Raw genomic sequence first — 16,412 nt, 5'->3', positions numbered from 1 at the left:
CTACTGTTGCTTGCACACTTCGTTTAAATCTGCTAATACGTGTTCAACTTCCTCCCACGAATAAATCGACGCACCTGCGGCTAGCGGATGACCCCCACCACGGTATTTTTTCGCCACTTCATTGACGATCGGGCCTCTTGAACGAAGACGGACACGAATTTGATCATCTTCTTCTACAAAAAACACCCATGCTTTTATTCCTTCAATATTTCCAAGCACACTCACAAGTTGCGAAGCTTCTGACGGCGTTGCATCATATTGTTTTAACAACTCTTTTGTTAATATAATATGGGCCACCCCATGTTCAGATAGCTCAAAATTTTGCAACACATATCCACTTAAATGGGCAATCGATAATTTCGTCCGATACAGTTGATCATATAAATCGACAAACGAAAACCCGTATTCAACTAACTCGCTTGCATATTTAAATGTTTTCGGATTTGTACTTGGGAAAAGGAAACGTCCTGTATCACCAACAATGCCCGCATAAATAAGCCGAGCAGCTTCTTTCGTTAAAACAAGACCATGTTCCTTTCCAATTAAATATAACTCATAAATCATTTCGCTAACGGAACTTGCATTTGTATCTACCCACAAGATGTCACCGTATGGATCTTCATTTGGATGATGGTCGATTTTAATAATCTCTTTCCCTAGTTTATAGCGTTGGTCACATACGCGCTCTTCATTTGCTGTATCACAAACAATCACAAGCGCATCGTTATACATTTCATCCGAAATAACATCCATTTTACGTAAAAATTCAAGCGATGGCTCGTCCTTTCCAACTGTATATACTCGTTTTTCTGGAAACGACGCTTGAATGATCTCGGCTAATCCTCCTTGTGAACCGTACGCATCGGGATCCGGTCGAACGTGCCGATGAATAATAATCGTATCAAATTGCCGAATATGATCAATAATTTCCAAAACTTTTTGTTCCATGGCGCTTCTCCCTTTTTTTCTCCATTAAAACATATTTTATTATGATTCGAAAAGATGTAAAATAATCACGCAACAATTTTTTCTTTTGGAGGACTGAATATGCCAATATTTGTTATACTTATCGTTTTTTCGCTTTCGTTTTATTTGTATTACAAAATAAAATATTTCCGAAGTAAAAAACCGATGGAGCGGAAATGGATTAGCGCAAAATCAAGCATTGCGCTCGGCTCATTTGTATTTTTCTTTGCGATCAACCAATTTTTCATTCATCGGTCAACGGTATCTCTCATCGTTGGTATTGTGCTTCTTCTTGTCGGTGCGGGAAGCATATGGGCAGGTTACCGTGCCCATCGCTATTATTTTCCGCTTGCAGTAAAAGAAGCGGAAGAAACGAAATAGGCTGCCGTATGCAGCCTATTGTCGTTCAAACAATTGACACATCATTAACGCCTTTCCGACAAGCGTCCCTTCATTAAACACTTCAACGTCAACCTTCCCAAATTTACGACCGATTTCTAACAACTTTGGCTTAATATCGATGACGGTATCAATCTGTACGGGTTTAATAAAGTAAATGGTAATATTTTCTACAACAAGATCACCTCGTTTATGCAAACGAAGCGCACGCGTAGCAGCCTCGGTTACAATCGTCGTAAATACGCCGTACGATAATGTTCCTAAATGATTTGTCATTTGCGGAGTAATGTTACAACGAAAAAAACCATCAACTGTTTCAGTTAAAAACTGGGTTGTGACAATATCATCAATAGTTTCCCCGACTTGTGGCTGACGTTGGACCATTTGTAACGCTTTTAATACGTCTTGACGACTAATAATTCCTTGAAGTCGATTGTATTCATCGACTACAGGCAACACTTCTATGCCTTCCCACACCATCATATGTGAAGCGGAAGCGACTGATGTTTTCCCACTTACCGTAATCGGATGTTTCGTCATCACTTTTTCAATGAGCACGTCACGCTCATATCCCATAATATCTTTTGCCGTCACAATTCCTTGCACTTTTAATTGCTGATCAATGACTGGAAAACGGCTATGCTTCGTCTCGCGATTAAGTTCATACCACCGCTCGATTGGATCTGTCACATACAAATATGCTGTTTTTTCAAATGGCGTTAAAATATCTTCAACGAGCACAATCTCTTTTTTAATTAACTGGTCATAAATAGCACGATTAATCATCGTCGCAACCGTAAACGTGTCGTAACTTGTCGAAATAATTGGTAACTGCCGCTCATCTGCTAATCTTTTTACATGTTCTTCTGTATCAAAACCGCCTGTAATGAGCACGCCTGCCCCGGCTTCAAGGGCTAATTCGTGTGCTTTCGTTCGGTTCCCAACGATCAACAAATTGCCTGCACCTGTATAACGCATCATTGCTTCAAGCTTCATCGCACCGATGACGAATTTATTTAACGTTTTATGTAATCCTTCTTTTCCTCCGAGCACTTGCCCATCAACAATATTAACAACTTCAGCATACGTTAGCTTTTCAATATTTTCTTTCTTTTTTTGTTCAATTCGAATCGTCCCGACCCGTTCGATCGTGCTTACATATCCCTTTGTTTCAGCATCTTTAATAGCACGATAAGCCGTTCCTTCACTTACTCCCATTTCTTTTGCGATTTGGCGAACGGATATTTTTTCTCCGATCGGTAAGCTCTCAATATATTGCAAAATTTGTTCGTGCTTCGTAATCGTCAAGTTGCCCCACCCTTTTTCGACAGTTTCTTACTCTTATTATAAGGGTGTGCATGACTGCATTCAATGAACGTTTTCACAGTTCAATGCTTTCCCCAACACGTAAAACGCGTCCGACCCGTCCAATCATTTCTACAAACTGTTGAGGATCTTGCTGAATGATAGGGAATGTATTGTAATGAATTGGAACAACTATTTTCGCCTTTAACCATTTTGCTGCAATCGCTGCATCCTCTGGCCCCATCGTAAAATTATCTCCAATTGGCAAAAAGGCAACATCAATATCATTCATTTCGCCGATGAGCTTCATATCAGAAAATAACGCTGTATCCCCGGCATGATAAATCGTTTTCCCTTCTGCATGAAATAAAATGCCACTTGGCATTCCTGTATAAACAATCGTTTCGTCTTCTTCTACATAGCTAGAGCCGTGAAACGCTTGTGTCAACTTTATTTTACCGAACTCAAACGTAAATGATCCACCGATGTGCATCGGATGAGTCCGAACACCTTTCCAACTTAAATATGTAGCCAATTCATAAGGAGCAATAACAAGCGCATCGTTTTGCTTTGCTAATGCAACTGTATCTCCGACATGATCATTATGACCATGTGTTAATAAAATAACATCGACATGAACATCCTCTGCTTTTAAATCTGTTAGTGGGTTTCCTGTAATAAAAGGATCAATGAAAATCGTTTTTCCGTTCGTTTCAATTTTTACGACTGAATGTCCGTGGTAAGTCAGTTTCATTTTTCATTCTCCTTTCTTCGTTTTTTTACATGATTTTGTTTCTTCATTTTTGCACTATTTCCTTCTTTTTTCGTTCATGATAAGCTGAAAAAGAAAGGATGTGAGTATGATGGAACGGATAAGTAAACTTCAACAAAAACTGAAAGAAACAAATGCATCGTGGGCGTTCATTACATCGACAGCAAACGTTTTTTATTTTAGCAACTTTTACACCAACCCACATGAACGGCTATTAGCTATTGTCGTATTTCCAAATGACGAACCGTTTCTCATTTGTCCAGAAATGGATGTGAATCAAGCTAAACAGTCAGGTTGGTCATATTCCATCGTCAGCTATGATGATGTGCATGATCCATGGCATATGTTGCGCGATGAATTAAATAGACGAAATGTACAAACAGAACGAATCGGTATCGAAAAATCTCATATGACCGTAAGCCGTTTCGATCAACTTCGTTCGTGCTTTTCTCATGCATCATGTTTCGATTTGACAGACACAATCCATAAACTACGTATGACAAAAGATGAAAAAGAGCTACAAACGCTTCGGCAGGCAGCCGAATTAGCTGACTTCGGCGTCGATGTCGGTGTCCGTTCGCTGAAGGAAGGGAAAACAGAATTAGAAATCATCGCCACTATTGAATATGAATTAAAAAAACAAGGGGTGCGCGCGATGGCGTTTGATACGATGGTTCTTACCGGAACAAATAGCGCACATCCCCATGGTGTCCCAGGAATGAATCGCATTCAAGCAGGCGATTTCGTGTTATTTGACCTCGGTGTCGTACTTGATGGATATTGTTCCGATATTACGCGCACAGTCGTATTCGGGCAACCAAGCGAACAACAAAAGCAAATATACAATATTGTTCTCGAAGCACAACAAGCAGCAATTGATGCTTGCCAAATTGGCGTGACGATTGGGAGCATCGATCAGGCAGCTCGCTTACGGATTGAACAAGAAGGTTACGGTGCGTACTTCCCGCATCGAATTGGTCATGGTCTTGGCATTGATGTTCATGAATATCCTTCTATGAACGCAACAAACTCGATGGCTCTTCAAGCTGGAATGGTATTTACAATTGAGCCTGGTATTTACGTCCCATCGATCGGTGGCGTACGCATTGAAGACGATGTATATATGACTGAAAAAGGACCGCTCATTTTAACAACATATCCAAAAGAGCTACAAATCGTATAGGCTGTCATCTTGGCAGCCTATTTTCGATACCGATGAATGACATCAAGACCGCCTGTCACTTCAATGACTGTCCCTGTAATCATATCGGAGTGATCATCACATAAAAATTCAACGACGCGGGCAATATCTTCCCCTGTCCCTGAACGACCAATCGGCGTCATATTATCTTTCATCTGGCGAGCATATGCAATGGTCGCTTCTTTCATTTCTCCAATAATATTTCCCGGACAAACCATATTTGCTGTAATGCCATACTCCGCTTCTTCAAGCGCAATCGTTTTTGTAAGTGAAACGAGCCCCACTTTCGCTGCACTAAATGCTGAACGATACATCCACCCCGGGGCGTGATCTGCTCCTTGAAAACCGTATGTCACAATGCGACCGAAATGTTGGTTACGCATAATCGGTACTACACGTTTAAACAGGTGAAACATGGCGCTTAAATTTCCTTCAATCATCTCATACCACTCACCGTCGGTATAATCGGCTAACTTTTTTCGTTCAAATATGTAAGGTCCTGCATTATGAATTAAATAATCGATACGTCCGAATTTGGCAACGGCTTCATCGACAAGGCGAATTAAATCTTCTTTATTCGTCACATCCCCTTGTACAAAATGAAGTCGGTCGTGACAATCACGATACATTTCTTTCAACGCTTCAACAGCTTGTATGTCACTTCGATAATGGACAGTAACGGCATATCCTTTGTTTAAAAATCGTTCCGTCACTTTTTTTCCTAGTCCTTTCGATCCTGCGGTTATAATGGCATGTCTCACACTCATCCCTCCATCCATGCTTTGCTATGTTTATCGTACTACAAATAGGCGGAGGAAAACACTTGTTATGCTCGCTAGAAACAAAAGAGGCGTTATCGCCTCTTTTGTTCATCTTCCTGTTCAATGACCCCGCTAATGTATGCATCTGTAATTTGTTCGGTCACTTCTGAAACGCCGTTTTCATCATAATACAGTTGTTCTTTTTGTTCCTTCTCACGCATTGTTTTACCCCTTTCGTCATAAATTTTTCGACAATACGTAGTGTTTGTTTTACAAAAAATGATATACTTGAATTGGAAGGAAAATTTTTTATTGGGGGAATGTTTATGTACAAGTATAAAAAAATTTTAGTGGCAGTTGACGGCTCAAAAGAAGCAGAATGGGCGTTTAAAAAAGCAATTGAAATTGCTAAACGAAACGATGCTTCACTCGTTCTTTCACACATTATTGACGTTCGTTCATTCGCGACCATTGAAGCATACGATCGAACGGTGGCAGAGCGAGCAGAAAAATTTGCTAAAGAATTGTTGCAATCGTATGAAAAACAAGCAGTCGATGCAGGCGTCAAAGAGGTTGTCACAGATATCGAGTACGGTTCCCCAAAAGTGAAAATTTCAAAAGAAGTCGCTCCAAAATATGAGGTCGATCTAATCGTTTGTGGCGCAACAGGAATGAGCGCTGTGGAACGTTTCTTCATTGGAAGCGTTTCTGAACATATTACACGATATGCAAAATGCGATGTACTTGTCGTACGTACACCAGAACAAACAGAGGCATAAAAGCGTTCGCTTTTATGCCTCTATTATTTGTTTCGCTTTTTCGATTGCTTGCTTCACTTCTTTAAATCCCGTTCCACCTGCACTCATGCGACGGTTGACAGCTGTATACGGATCAAGTGCTTCATAAATATCTTCCTCAAATAATGGCGAAGCTTGTTGATATACATCAAGTGGTAAATCGGCTAAAAAAAGGCCTCGTTCAATGCATGTAAGCACGAGTTTCCCGACGATTTCATGCGCCTCACGAAACGGCACACCTTTTTTCGCTAAATAATCCGCCAGTTCTGTTGCATTTGAAAAATCTTGTCTCGTTGCTTTTTCCATTACATCAGTACGAACCGTCATCGTTTCAATCATGCCGGTGAAAATTTTTAAGCTACCAATGACCGTTTGAACCGTGTCAAACATGCCTTCTTTATCTTCTTGCATATCTTTGTTGTAAGCGAGGGGCAACCCTTTCATAACGGTCAGTAGGGCCATTAAATGCCCATACACTCGTCCTGTTTTTCCACGAATGAGCTCCGCCATATCCGGATTTTTCTTTTGCGGCATTATGCTACTTCCTGTCGCAAACGTATCATCTATTTCAATAAACTGAAACTCTTGACTCGACCAAAGAATAAGCTCTTCACAAAAGCGAGATAAATGCATCATCAAAAGGGAACTATGGCTTAAAAATTCGATAATAAAGTCACGATCGCTCACCGCATCTAAGCTGTTTTCATATATGCTATCAAAACCGAGAAGTTTGGCTGTCAAATGACGATCGATCGGAAACGTCGTCCCTGCGAGCGCTCCCGCACCAAGCGGCGATTTGTTAATCCGCTTTAACGATTCTTTAAATCGCTCTCGATCACGTTCAAACATCCATACATACGCCATCAAATGATGAGCAAATGAAATCGGTTGTGCTCGTTGCAAGTGCGTATAACCAGGAATAAGCGTTTCAATATGCTGTTCTGCTTTTTCCACAAGCACATGTTGCAATTGACGAATTAGCTCGATGATCTCGATGACCCGTTTTCGCAAATATAAATGCATATCCGTCGCAACTTGATCGTTTCGACTTCTTCCTGTATGAAGTTTCCCTCCAACAGAACCAATTTCATCAATCAACATTTTTTCAATGTTTAAATGAATATCTTCATAGGCAACAGAAAAGGAAAGTTCACCATTTCTCGCTTTTTCTAATAACTCCATTAACCCTTTTTTAATCGTTTCGACATCTTCTTTTGGTAAAATGCCACATTCACCGAGCATCGTCACATGCGCGATACTTCCTTCAATGTCTTCTTCGACGAGTTGTTGGTCAAAATGGATCGATGCGCCAAAATCATCGACCCATTGTGCTGCTGTTTTTGTAAACCGTCCTCCCCATAACTTTTTCACACGTTCACCTTCTTTTGGCTGTTGACGATACTGTACACTTTTGTCGGCAAACCAAATAGAGAAATAAACCCAACAGCTGCTTGATGATCGAATTCATCTTCTGATGTATACGTCGCCAATTTTTCATCGTATAGCGAAAACGGTGATTTCCGACCTTCTACAATGGCATGACCTTTAAATAATTTCACTCGAACAACACCGGTGACATTTTTTTGTGTTTCTTTCAAAAATGCGACAAGCGCATCTTTTAATGGGGAAAACCAAAGACCGTTATAAATGACTTCCGCAATTTTTTGCTCAATGATCGGCTTGAAATGAGCGACTTCTTTGACAAGTGTTAAGTCCTCTAATTCTTTATGCGCTTTAATAAGTGTCATCGCTCCTGGGCATTCGTATACTTCACGCGATTTAATCCCAACGAGTCGGTTTTCAACATGGTCGATGCGACCAACACCGTGTTTGCCAGCTAATGCATTCAGTTCAAGAATAAGCTCTGCGAGCGAATACGCTTTTCCATTAATTGTTTTCGGTACCCCTTGCTCAAAGCCGATTTCAATGATATCTGGCTCATTTGGTGTATGTTCAAGTGCAACTGTTAACTCGTATGCTTCTTCTGGCGGTGCTGCCCATGGATCTTCTAAAATGCCGCACTCGTTACTTCTTCCCCATAAGTTTTGATCAATGGAAAATGGGCTATCTAAATCGATTGGAATCGGAATGTTATGTTGTTTCGCATATTCAATTTCTTCTTCACGCGACCATTTCCATTCACGAACAGGTGCAATCACTTTTAAATTTGGATTTAATGCTTGAATGGACACTTCAAAGCGCACTTGGTCATTCCCTTTTCCTGTGCAACCGTGCGCCACAGCAACTGCTCCTTCTAATTCAGCAATTTCAACGAGTTTTTTTGAAATTAACGGACGGGACAACGCAGAGATGAGCGGATATTTTCCTTCATACAGCGCATGTGCTTGCAGAGCAACAAGCGCATATTCATTCGCAAACTCTTCTTTCGCATCAATCATATATGATTGTACAGCGCCTACTTTTAACGCTTTTTCTTTCACAAACTCTAAATCTTTCCCTTCACCGACGTCTAAACAACAAGCAACAACATCATATCCTTGTTCCTGCAGCCATTTAATAGCTACCGATGTATCTAAACCTCCTGAATAAGCGAGCACTACTTTTGGATTTGCCATGATCGTTCCTCCTTAAAGAATAAAAATACTTGTTTTTTAATATTTATTCATTTTGCATATTAATAATGTAACAACTATTTTTCTTTTTTTCAATAACTATTTTGATTAAAATAAAAATTAATAAATGAAAAGGATGGGAGAATAAAATGAGTACACATTTTATATATGATGAACGGCTAGGCATTCGACTGCCACATTTACAGAAGGCGTGGGAGATGTATACAAAAGAAGAACAAGCGGCGATTTTATTAGAGTGGGAGACGATTCGTGGAAAAATCCCTGATCGAATTATCGAGCTAGAACAGCAAATTAATGAAAAACAAAGACAGCTTGGGGAAGAAAATGATTTTGCTCGTTCATGCACGCTCAACTTTGAAATCGCGGCCCTCGCTTCAATCATTAACGATTTATGGATTTGGTATCGGATGAACCAAACGGTTACAAATCGCATACATCAATAGGAAAAACGCAAAGCGCCCGCCTATCGGCGAAGAGCGCACAAGCCCCACCGAAGAGCGCACAAGCCCCACCGAGGAGGCTGTCGCCGCCGCAGCGTGGGGCGGAGCGACTCGAGCAGATGGCGCTTGGAGCTAGACAGCTCCCCAAATCTGAAATTTTATACTTTCTTATCTTTTAAAAAAGGTGCCCATAAGGACACCTTTTTTACACCAAGTTTGCTAATCGCATGACGTCGCGAGCGATCATCACTTCTTCATTCGTCGGAATGACTAATACTTTTACCGGAGAGTGTGGATAGCTAATGAACGCTTCTTTGCCGCGCACTTTATTTAATGCTGGATCCCAGTAAACACCCATGAATTCAAGACCACGTAATACTTTTGCGCGCACAACATCGCTGTTTTCTCCAATGCCCGCTGTGAAGATAATCGCATCTACACCACACATGCGCGCTGCGTATGAACCGATATATTTATGAATGCGCCCTGCAAACACTTCAAGCGCTAATTCCGCACGTTGATCGCCCTTAGCCGCCGCTTCTTCAATATCGCGTAAATCGCTTGAAAAACCAGTTAAGCCGAGCATACCACTTTTCTTATTTAAAATATCAATCACTTCTTCTGCTGTTTTTCCTGTTTTTTGCATAATGTATGGGATTAACGCTGGGTCAATGTTTCCAGAACGCGTTCCCATCGCTACACCAGCAAGCGGCGTAAAGCCCATCGACGTATCAATCGATTTTCCACCTTCTACTGCTGCAATGCTCGCTCCATTTCCTAAGTGACAAGAAATTAAGCGAAGTTGCTCAATTGGGCGACCTAATAGTTCAGCTGCCCGTTGTGTCACATATTTATGCGATGTGCCGTGGAATCCGTATTTACGAATGCCAAACTTTTCATAATACTCATACGGCAAGCTATATAAAAACGACTGCTCTGGCATCGTCTGATGGAATGCTGTATCAAACACCGCAACAGCTGGTACGTTCGGCAACACTTCACGGAACGCTTTAATGCCAACAACGTTCGCTGGGTTGTGTAATGGCGCTAAGTCAGATAAATCTTCAATTTCTTTTAACGTTTCATCTGTAATTAAAACCGAGTCGCTAAATTTCTCACCACCATGCACAACGCGATGACCGATTCCTTCGATTTCATCAAACGATTGAATAATGCCAAGCTCAATTAATTTATCAAGTAACATTTTTACAGCAACCGCATGATCCGGAATTGGTGTTACTTCTTTTATTTTTTCACCATTTACTGTAATATTAAAAATCGCATCTTCAAAACCAATTCGCTCAACAACACCTTTTGTTAATACTTCTTCACTCGGCATGTTGAACAATTGAAACTTTAACGAAGAACTTCCCGCATTAATGGCTATGACTTTTGGCATTTGACTAAACAGCTCCTTTAACATCGTTCACAGTTATTGTATGCAAATATGCGAATTTCATCGGTACGTTTCTCATTTTACGGGTCGTTCGTCGCTCTTTTCAAGTACACAAACTTGACGAAAACGTTTTCTTCACATATTTGTTATATTCAGAAGGTTATGAACGATTTTCTTTTAGCCATTGTTCGAGCTTCAACACCATCGCTTGCATCGCCTGCTTATTTGAAAAGCTAGGAAGTTGAGCAAGCAACGTTTGTTTTGGAGCTTTTGCATATGTACCTTTCTTTTGCAAAATAAAAATACTTTTCGCTGCCGCTTCATTTTTAAACATCGAAAGCGGAAGCTGCAACAAACCTTGAATAAACGTTTCTTCTTTGATGAGCGCATGCAAATCTTTTGATTCATCTGATGTAAACAGCGTATTTGGAACTAAGAAAAATAAATACCCACCTTCTTTCGTATAACGAATACTTTGCTCGATAAACAAATAATGAGCATATGAATGACCGCTTTTTGCATGTAGGCGAAACGACTTGGCGTTTTCGTCATCTGGATAATATCCGATCGGCAAATCGCACACAACTACGTCAACTGGCTCAATAAACAACGGCTTTAAACTATCTTGATGAAATAGTTGAATTTCATGTTGTTGTAAATTTGCACTTACATAAGCGAGTTTCAATAATAAATCGTCTACATCCGCTCCGTAACTTCTTACTTTTTTATTTGTCAGTTGATTTAGTACAGCCGTCATTAAATTTCCTGTGCCAATAGCAGGATCGAGAAGCGATAGCGAAAAATACGTTTTTGTAAATTCATCAACTAAATAACCGATAAATACTGATACTGCATCTGGTGTCATTTGATGGTGAGGCTGTACATATTCCTTCATTCCTTTTAACATCGCTAATTGCAACGCTTTACGAATATGTTCATTTTTCCAATCGTGTAAACTGATAGATTCATACGCTTTTTTCAGTCGTTTTTTTAACAACTCACTTACTTCTTCTTGCAGAATTTCTTCATGAAATATGTTTTCACCCGTTTCAGCGACAGCTTCTAAATAAGAACATTTCAATTCTTCTTGAAGCCATGTTGCTGTTTCATCAATGACTGTAAATAGCTTTTCCAATATCATTCACTCCTTTCTGTCCGACATTTTATTTTAGAGAATGTAAACGAAAAAGGCTATCCCTTTTTTTGAGATAGCCTCTCACAATTATTGTTGAGCCGCTTGTTTCGCAGCTTCGATCGCCGCTTCATAGTTTGGATGGTTTGTCGCTTCCGATACATACTCGACATATGTCACACGATCATTGCGATCTACGACAAATACAGCACGAGCAAGTAAACGTAACTCTTGAATAAGCACACCGTAGGCTTGACCAAACGATACGTCGCGATGATCAGATAATGTGACAACGTTTTCTAATCCGTTCGCTGCGCACCAGCGTTTTTGAGCAAATGGCAAATCAACGCTAATCGTTAATACCTTTACTCCTTCAATGCTTCCTGCTTCTTCATTAAAACGACGTGTTTGGGCATCACAAACCCCCGTGTCGATCGATGGGACAACGCTAATTAAACGAACGAATCCTTTTGTATCATCTAATGTCACTGGCGATAAATCGTTTGCAAGTACGGTGAAATTCGGAGCGACATCACCGACTTTCACTTCTTGACCGATTAATGTGACAGGATTTCCTTTAAATGTAACACTCGCCATAGTAAGCCTCCTCTTTATATAAGATACAGGCTCATCATAACGTAATTAGATGAAAAATTCAATTATTTCGATTGAGACTAAATATCAAAATCAGATGCTGCATCATGTTGTTGCTTCGGTTTTTCTTTTTTCTCAAACATTTGCTGAATTTTTTCAATCGCCTGTGGGGCGAGATCTAAAATTTTCTCATACAAATGCGTACTTTCATCAACATGCAACAGTTTCACACCCGAACTATTTACAATTAAAAAAGCAATCGGGGTAATCGACACACCACCACCGCTTCCGCCACCAAACGGATGCGCTTCTTTTTGTTGTTCATTTCCGTTGTTTAACATAAACTCACTGCCGCCTGCTGCAAAACCGAAACCGACTTTCGATACAGTTAAAATGACACTTCCATCTGGTGTCTCCACAGGATCACCAATAATCGTATTGACATCGATCATTTGCTTTAAGTTTTCCATCGCTGTCGTCATTAATCCTTCAATTGGATGTCCACTCATTTTCATTCCTCCTAACAACTTTCCACGTCGTTCGTGATCCGTGTTCCTTTTTTCCAATGTTTGACGACCTTCAGTCCTGCTAATATAGCATAACCGATTCGAAATCGGATCATACATGTAAACGACGTACGCGATACCGCTCCTTGAAAAAAAGGAATAACTGAAATAGAAGGAGCGATACAAACATTCATATATTTACTGACCATGGCTACGATATAATATTTAATCGACCAACCAATTCCTACAATCATCCCTGTTTTCGCGGCGTCACCCACCCCAATTTGCGTATGCCATTGAAGCTGTAAAACAGAAACTTTTTGTAAAAACTTTTTTATGATTGTATGTAAATGAACGATTCGATTTAGCCACTGCCTCACTTGGACTAGACGCTCACGAGCATCCGTAACAGTAAACGTCGTTTTTTCATCTTTCCCGGTATTCGTTTTTTGTTCTGTCACAATACCCGCTTCTCTTTTCGATATTTCAATAAGAGGAACGGTAAAACGGTAGTGAAAAAAACGGAGAATACGAATGTGTATAGTTAATTGATCATTATCTTGTGCATGTTGAAATTGAATCGTAATGTGCACATATAAAAAAGGAATAAGCGCTAAGAAGGCTATAAGGATGATGACAATAACGAAAATCATCGGTTGTTCACTTCCCTCCCGATGACATTTTCGACAAAAATGAGTGAAATTAAACGAATAAATTCGCTATGAATGGAAAATAAATGATAAAATAAGCATGAGGACATTTTAACGGAGGGAAAGTCGATGACTGAACGACGCAATCGTATGTACTTCTTTCATAAACATGATGACGAAACGAAAAAACAAGTACAACCACTTATTGAACTGGCTAAACAGTACGAATTTGAAGTTGTAGACGATGCTAAACATGCAAACATTATTGTAAGCGTTGGTGGAGACGGAACATTTTTACAAGCCGTCAGAAAAACAGGTTTTCGTGACGACTGCTTATACGCTGGTATTTCAACCTTAGGTTCATTAAGTATGTATTGTGATTTCCATATTCACGATACAGAAAAAATGATTGAAGCGATGACAACGGAACAAATTGAAGTGCGTAAATATCCAACGATTTATGTTACAGTCAATGACTCGACATCTTTTTATTGTTTAAATGAGTGCTCAATTCGTTCAAGTGTTATTAAAACGTTTGTCATGGACGTATTTATTGACCATTTGCATTTTGAAACATTCCGTGGTGATGGAATGATCATTGCTACACCTACAGGAAGTACCGCTTACAATAAATCAGTCAATGGTGCAGTCGTTGATCCCATGCTCCCTTGCTTTCAAGTAAGCGAATTAGCATCATTGAACAATAATCGTTATCGTACCCTCGGCTCATCATTTATTTTAAGCGGAAATCGCAAACTTACATTGAAAGTAGTACAAGACGGAAATGATTATCCAATTATCGGTATGGATAATGAAGCATTAAGCATTCAACATGTCGAAAAAATTGATATTGCATTAAGTGGAAAAGTCATTAAAACCGTCAAACTAAAAGATAACTCATTTTGGGAAAAAGTAAAACGAACATTTTTGTAAAAAGAGGCATAACGCCTCTTTTTACCATTTTCTTCGATCAACAAGACACCGTTCCTCTTCGTTTACACGATGTACGCAAACGAATGTTGGCGTTACACGAATCACGTTGTTAATTTTTTGTTTCGCTTCTTCATCAAGTTCTTTTTCGATGTAAATCGTTAATTGATCACGATCATTTTCCTTCGTCACAACCGCTTGAAATATTGGGCATCCTACTTCAGTCATCACTTGCTTTAACTGTTGTTCATGAACAAACATCCCTTTCACTTTTACACTCGTACCGACACGTCCAAGCACACCGACGATACGCTCACCTTTATAACCTTCTACCCAACGCGAAACATCCCCTGTGCCAAACCGAACAAGCGGATACGTACGATCAAATATTGTAACAACGATTTCACCTTCTTCATCAAGCGGCACTCCTGTAATTGGGTCGCACAGTTGAACGATCGCACGTGAACTAATTTTTAAGCCCGGGCCTTTCCGATCCTCAAATGCGATACAACCACAATCAGCCGTTCCATATCCTTCAAAAACACGAATACCTCTTTGTTCAAACTGTTCACGCATACTTTCTGTTAGTTTTTCTGCGGTAAAAAACGCCTTCTTCACCGCTACATGTAACCTTTTTTCGTCGGCATACTGCAACAATAAGTGTAGAAAACTTGGCGTACCAACATACCCTGTAACTTGCAAATCATTCATAAGTTGCACTTGCAATTCACGATTGCCCGGACCGGCTGGAATGACAGTTGCTCCGATCTGACGGAGGGCACTATCAAACATAAAACCTGCCGGAGATAAATGATAAGAAAATGTATTTTGAACGATGTCATCTCTCGTAAACCCTGCTGCTTGAAGCGCCTCTGAAAATCCCCATTCATCTTGCTCATCTCCTTGTGGATCATAAATCGGACCAGGGGACATAAATATGCGCGCAAGTTCATTTGTTTTTTTTGTGATCATCTTTCCAAATGGCAACTCATGTTTTTGTAGAAGAGGTAATTGTTCTTTTTTCAATACAGGGATACGGCTAAGCTGTTCAATCGTTTTCAGTTCATGCGGATTGATGTTTTCAGCGTCTAACCGCTCACGTAATGCTGGCGACAGTTTGTATGCGTCTATCAAGAACGATTTCCATCCTTCCATTACAACCACCGCTTTCTCCGTTTATACGACTTTACTTCGCGATAATTTTTACGCCCCTTTTCGCTCATACCAAGGTAAAATTCTTTTACATCTTCATTTTCAAGTAGTCTCTCAATCGGACCGTCCATCACAATGCGACCATTTTCCATAATGTATCCATAATGGGCAATCGATAAGGCGATATTCGCATTTTGTTCAACGACGAGAATGGTCGTTCCTTCCTCTTCGTTAATCTTTTTAATGATTGAAAAAATTTCTTTTACAAGTAGCGGGGCAATCCCTAGCGATGGTTCATCAAGCAATAAAATTTTCGGCTTTGCCATCATCCCACGACCGATCGCTAACATTTGTTGTTCTCCGCCCGATAAGTACCCCGCTTGCCGATGACGCAACATATGAAGTTTCGGAAAGTAATGATACACTTTTTGTAAATCTGCTTTTATGTTGTGACGATCTTTTCGTGTATGGGCACCGACGATTAAATTTTCTTCTACCGTCAAATGCTCGAATACTCGTCTCCCTTCCATACATTGAAAAATACCTTTCTTCACAATTTCCTCTGCATCTTTTCCTTCAATTCGTTCTCCATATAGCTCAATATATCCGTCCGTCACTTCCCCATCTTCACTTCTTAACAATCCTGAAATCGCCTTTAATGTTGTCGTTTTTCCTGCCCCATTGCTGCCAAGCAAAGCGACAATTTTTCCTTCCGGAATGACCATCGACATCCCTTTGAGCACGAGAATGACGCGATTATACATAACTTCCACATTATTTAACGTAAGCATAGTTTTCCCCCTTTCTGAAAGCGAAA

At 40.1% G+C, this 16,412-nt stretch carries 19 protein-coding genes; 5 read left to right on the top strand and 14 right to left on the bottom strand.

Going from position 1 to position 16,412, the window contains the following annotated elements; genetic code table 11:
* A complete protein-coding gene (locus HNR43_RS05675; RefSeq protein WP_183242035.1) occupies positions 1-948 on the bottom strand; it encodes a DHH family phosphoesterase in 948 nt (315 codons plus the stop codon).
* A gap of 99 nt (positions 949-1,047) precedes the next feature.
* Here HNR43_RS05675 and HNR43_RS05670 point away from each other — a divergent pair, with 99 nt between their 5' ends.
* Positions 1,048-1,347 (top strand): YtpI family protein, encoded by a 300-nt coding sequence (locus HNR43_RS05670; RefSeq protein WP_183242033.1) that lies wholly within the window; start codon positions 1,048-1,050, stop codon positions 1,345-1,347.
* A 15-nt stretch (positions 1,348-1,362) separates the two neighbouring features.
* Here HNR43_RS05670 and HNR43_RS05665 read toward each other — a convergent pair whose 3' ends face one another.
* Positions 1,363-2,673, bottom strand: a complete 1,311-nt coding sequence (locus tag HNR43_RS05665) for a CBS domain-containing protein (protein ID WP_183242031.1) — start codon at positions 2,671-2,673, stop codon at positions 1,363-1,365.
* Between the two features lie 73 nt (positions 2,674-2,746).
* Positions 2,747-3,424: a metal-dependent hydrolase gene (locus tag HNR43_RS05660; protein ID WP_183242029.1), complete on the bottom strand. Its 678-nt coding sequence runs from the start codon at positions 3,422-3,424 to the stop codon at positions 2,747-2,749.
* Positions 3,425-3,530: 106 nt separating this feature from the next.
* On the opposite strand from HNR43_RS05660, the gene HNR43_RS05655 reads away from it, so the two are divergent.
* Positions 3,531-4,625: a M24 family metallopeptidase gene (locus HNR43_RS05655; protein WP_183242028.1), complete on the top strand. Its 1,095-nt coding sequence runs from the start codon at positions 3,531-3,533 to the stop codon at positions 4,623-4,625.
* 17 nt (positions 4,626-4,642) lie between these two features.
* Here HNR43_RS05655 and HNR43_RS05650 read toward each other — a convergent pair whose 3' ends face one another.
* The gene (locus HNR43_RS05650) at positions 4,643-5,422 is read right to left on the bottom strand and encodes an SDR family oxidoreductase (protein WP_183242027.1); all 780 of its coding nucleotides are present in this window, start codon (positions 5,420-5,422) and stop codon (positions 4,643-4,645) included.
* 74 nt (positions 5,423-5,496) lie between these two features.
* A complete protein-coding gene (locus tag HNR43_RS14265; RefSeq protein ID WP_255350591.1) occupies positions 5,497-5,625 on the bottom strand; it encodes a hypothetical protein in 129 nt (42 codons plus the stop codon).
* A 105-nt stretch (positions 5,626-5,730) separates the two neighbouring features.
* On the opposite strand from HNR43_RS14265, the gene HNR43_RS05645 reads away from it, so the two are divergent.
* Positions 5,731-6,183, top strand: a complete 453-nt coding sequence (locus HNR43_RS05645) for a universal stress protein (RefSeq protein ID WP_009361531.1) — start codon at positions 5,731-5,733, stop codon at positions 6,181-6,183.
* A 12-nt stretch (positions 6,184-6,195) separates the two neighbouring features.
* On the opposite strand, the gene argH is transcribed toward HNR43_RS05645, so the two are convergent.
* Complete coding sequence (gene argH / locus HNR43_RS05640) at positions 6,196-7,572, bottom strand: argininosuccinate lyase (protein ID WP_183242026.1); 1,377 nt, start codon at positions 7,570-7,572, stop codon at positions 6,196-6,198.
* The gene (locus tag HNR43_RS05635) at positions 7,569-8,777 is read right to left on the bottom strand and encodes an argininosuccinate synthase (RefSeq protein WP_055440094.1); all 1,209 of its coding nucleotides are present in this window, start codon (positions 8,775-8,777) and stop codon (positions 7,569-7,571) included. The genes argH and HNR43_RS05635 overlap by 4 nt, the downstream gene beginning before the upstream one ends.
* Positions 8,778-8,923: 146 nt before the next feature.
* Here HNR43_RS05635 and HNR43_RS05630 point away from each other — a divergent pair, with 146 nt between their 5' ends.
* Positions 8,924-9,238, top strand: a complete 315-nt coding sequence (locus HNR43_RS05630) for a hypothetical protein (RefSeq protein ID WP_055440095.1) — start codon at positions 8,924-8,926, stop codon at positions 9,236-9,238.
* A gap of 202 nt (positions 9,239-9,440) precedes the next feature.
* On the opposite strand, the gene HNR43_RS05625 is transcribed toward HNR43_RS05630, so the two are convergent.
* The 5 genes from HNR43_RS05625 to HNR43_RS05605 form a co-directional block, all read right to left on the bottom strand.
* The gene (locus HNR43_RS05625) at positions 9,441-10,634 is read right to left on the bottom strand and encodes an acetate kinase (RefSeq protein ID WP_183242024.1); all 1,194 of its coding nucleotides are present in this window, start codon (positions 10,632-10,634) and stop codon (positions 9,441-9,443) included.
* A 157-nt stretch (positions 10,635-10,791) separates the two neighbouring features.
* Entirely contained in the window at positions 10,792-11,766 is a 975-nt protein-coding gene (locus tag HNR43_RS05620; RefSeq protein WP_425486521.1) for a class I SAM-dependent methyltransferase, read from the bottom strand.
* Positions 11,767-11,853: 87 nt separating this feature from the next.
* Positions 11,854-12,360, bottom strand: a complete 507-nt coding sequence (gene tpx, locus HNR43_RS05615; protein ID WP_055440098.1) for a thiol peroxidase — start codon at positions 12,358-12,360, stop codon at positions 11,854-11,856.
* Positions 12,361-12,437: 77 nt separating this feature from the next.
* Positions 12,438-12,866 (bottom strand): GerW family sporulation protein, encoded by a 429-nt coding sequence (ytfJ, locus tag HNR43_RS05610; protein WP_183242020.1) that lies wholly within the window; start codon positions 12,864-12,866, stop codon positions 12,438-12,440.
* Positions 12,867-12,877: 11 nt separating this feature from the next.
* Complete coding sequence (locus HNR43_RS05605) at positions 12,878-13,516, bottom strand: DUF2953 domain-containing protein (RefSeq protein WP_183242018.1); 639 nt, start codon at positions 13,514-13,516, stop codon at positions 12,878-12,880.
* Positions 13,517-13,642: 126 nt separating this feature from the next.
* Here HNR43_RS05605 and HNR43_RS05600 point away from each other — a divergent pair, with 126 nt between their 5' ends.
* Positions 13,643-14,446 (top strand): NAD kinase, encoded by an 804-nt coding sequence (locus HNR43_RS05600; RefSeq protein ID WP_183242016.1) that lies wholly within the window; start codon positions 13,643-13,645, stop codon positions 14,444-14,446.
* Positions 14,447-14,467: 21 nt separating this feature from the next.
* Here the strand turns inward: HNR43_RS05600 and HNR43_RS05595 are convergent, their stop codons facing one another.
* Both HNR43_RS05595 and HNR43_RS05590 read right to left on the bottom strand, forming a co-directional pair.
* Positions 14,468-15,598 (bottom strand): phenylacetate--CoA ligase family protein, encoded by a 1,131-nt coding sequence (locus HNR43_RS05595; protein WP_183242135.1) that lies wholly within the window; start codon positions 15,596-15,598, stop codon positions 14,468-14,470.
* Positions 15,598-16,386 carry an ABC transporter ATP-binding protein gene (locus HNR43_RS05590; protein ID WP_183242014.1) on the bottom strand — a complete coding sequence of 263 codons (789 nt, stop codon included), beginning with the start codon at positions 16,384-16,386 and terminating at the stop codon, positions 15,598-15,600. Before HNR43_RS05590 ends, HNR43_RS05595 begins: the two co-directional genes overlap by 1 nt.
* Between the last annotated feature and the right edge of the window lie 26 nt (positions 16,387-16,412).

The sequence above is a fragment of the Anoxybacillus mongoliensis genome (assembly GCF_014201515.1).
Lineage (GTDB): Bacteria > Bacillota > Bacilli > Bacillales > Anoxybacillaceae > Anoxybacillus > Anoxybacillus mongoliensis.
This window is presented reverse-complemented; position numbering and strand designations above follow the sequence as displayed.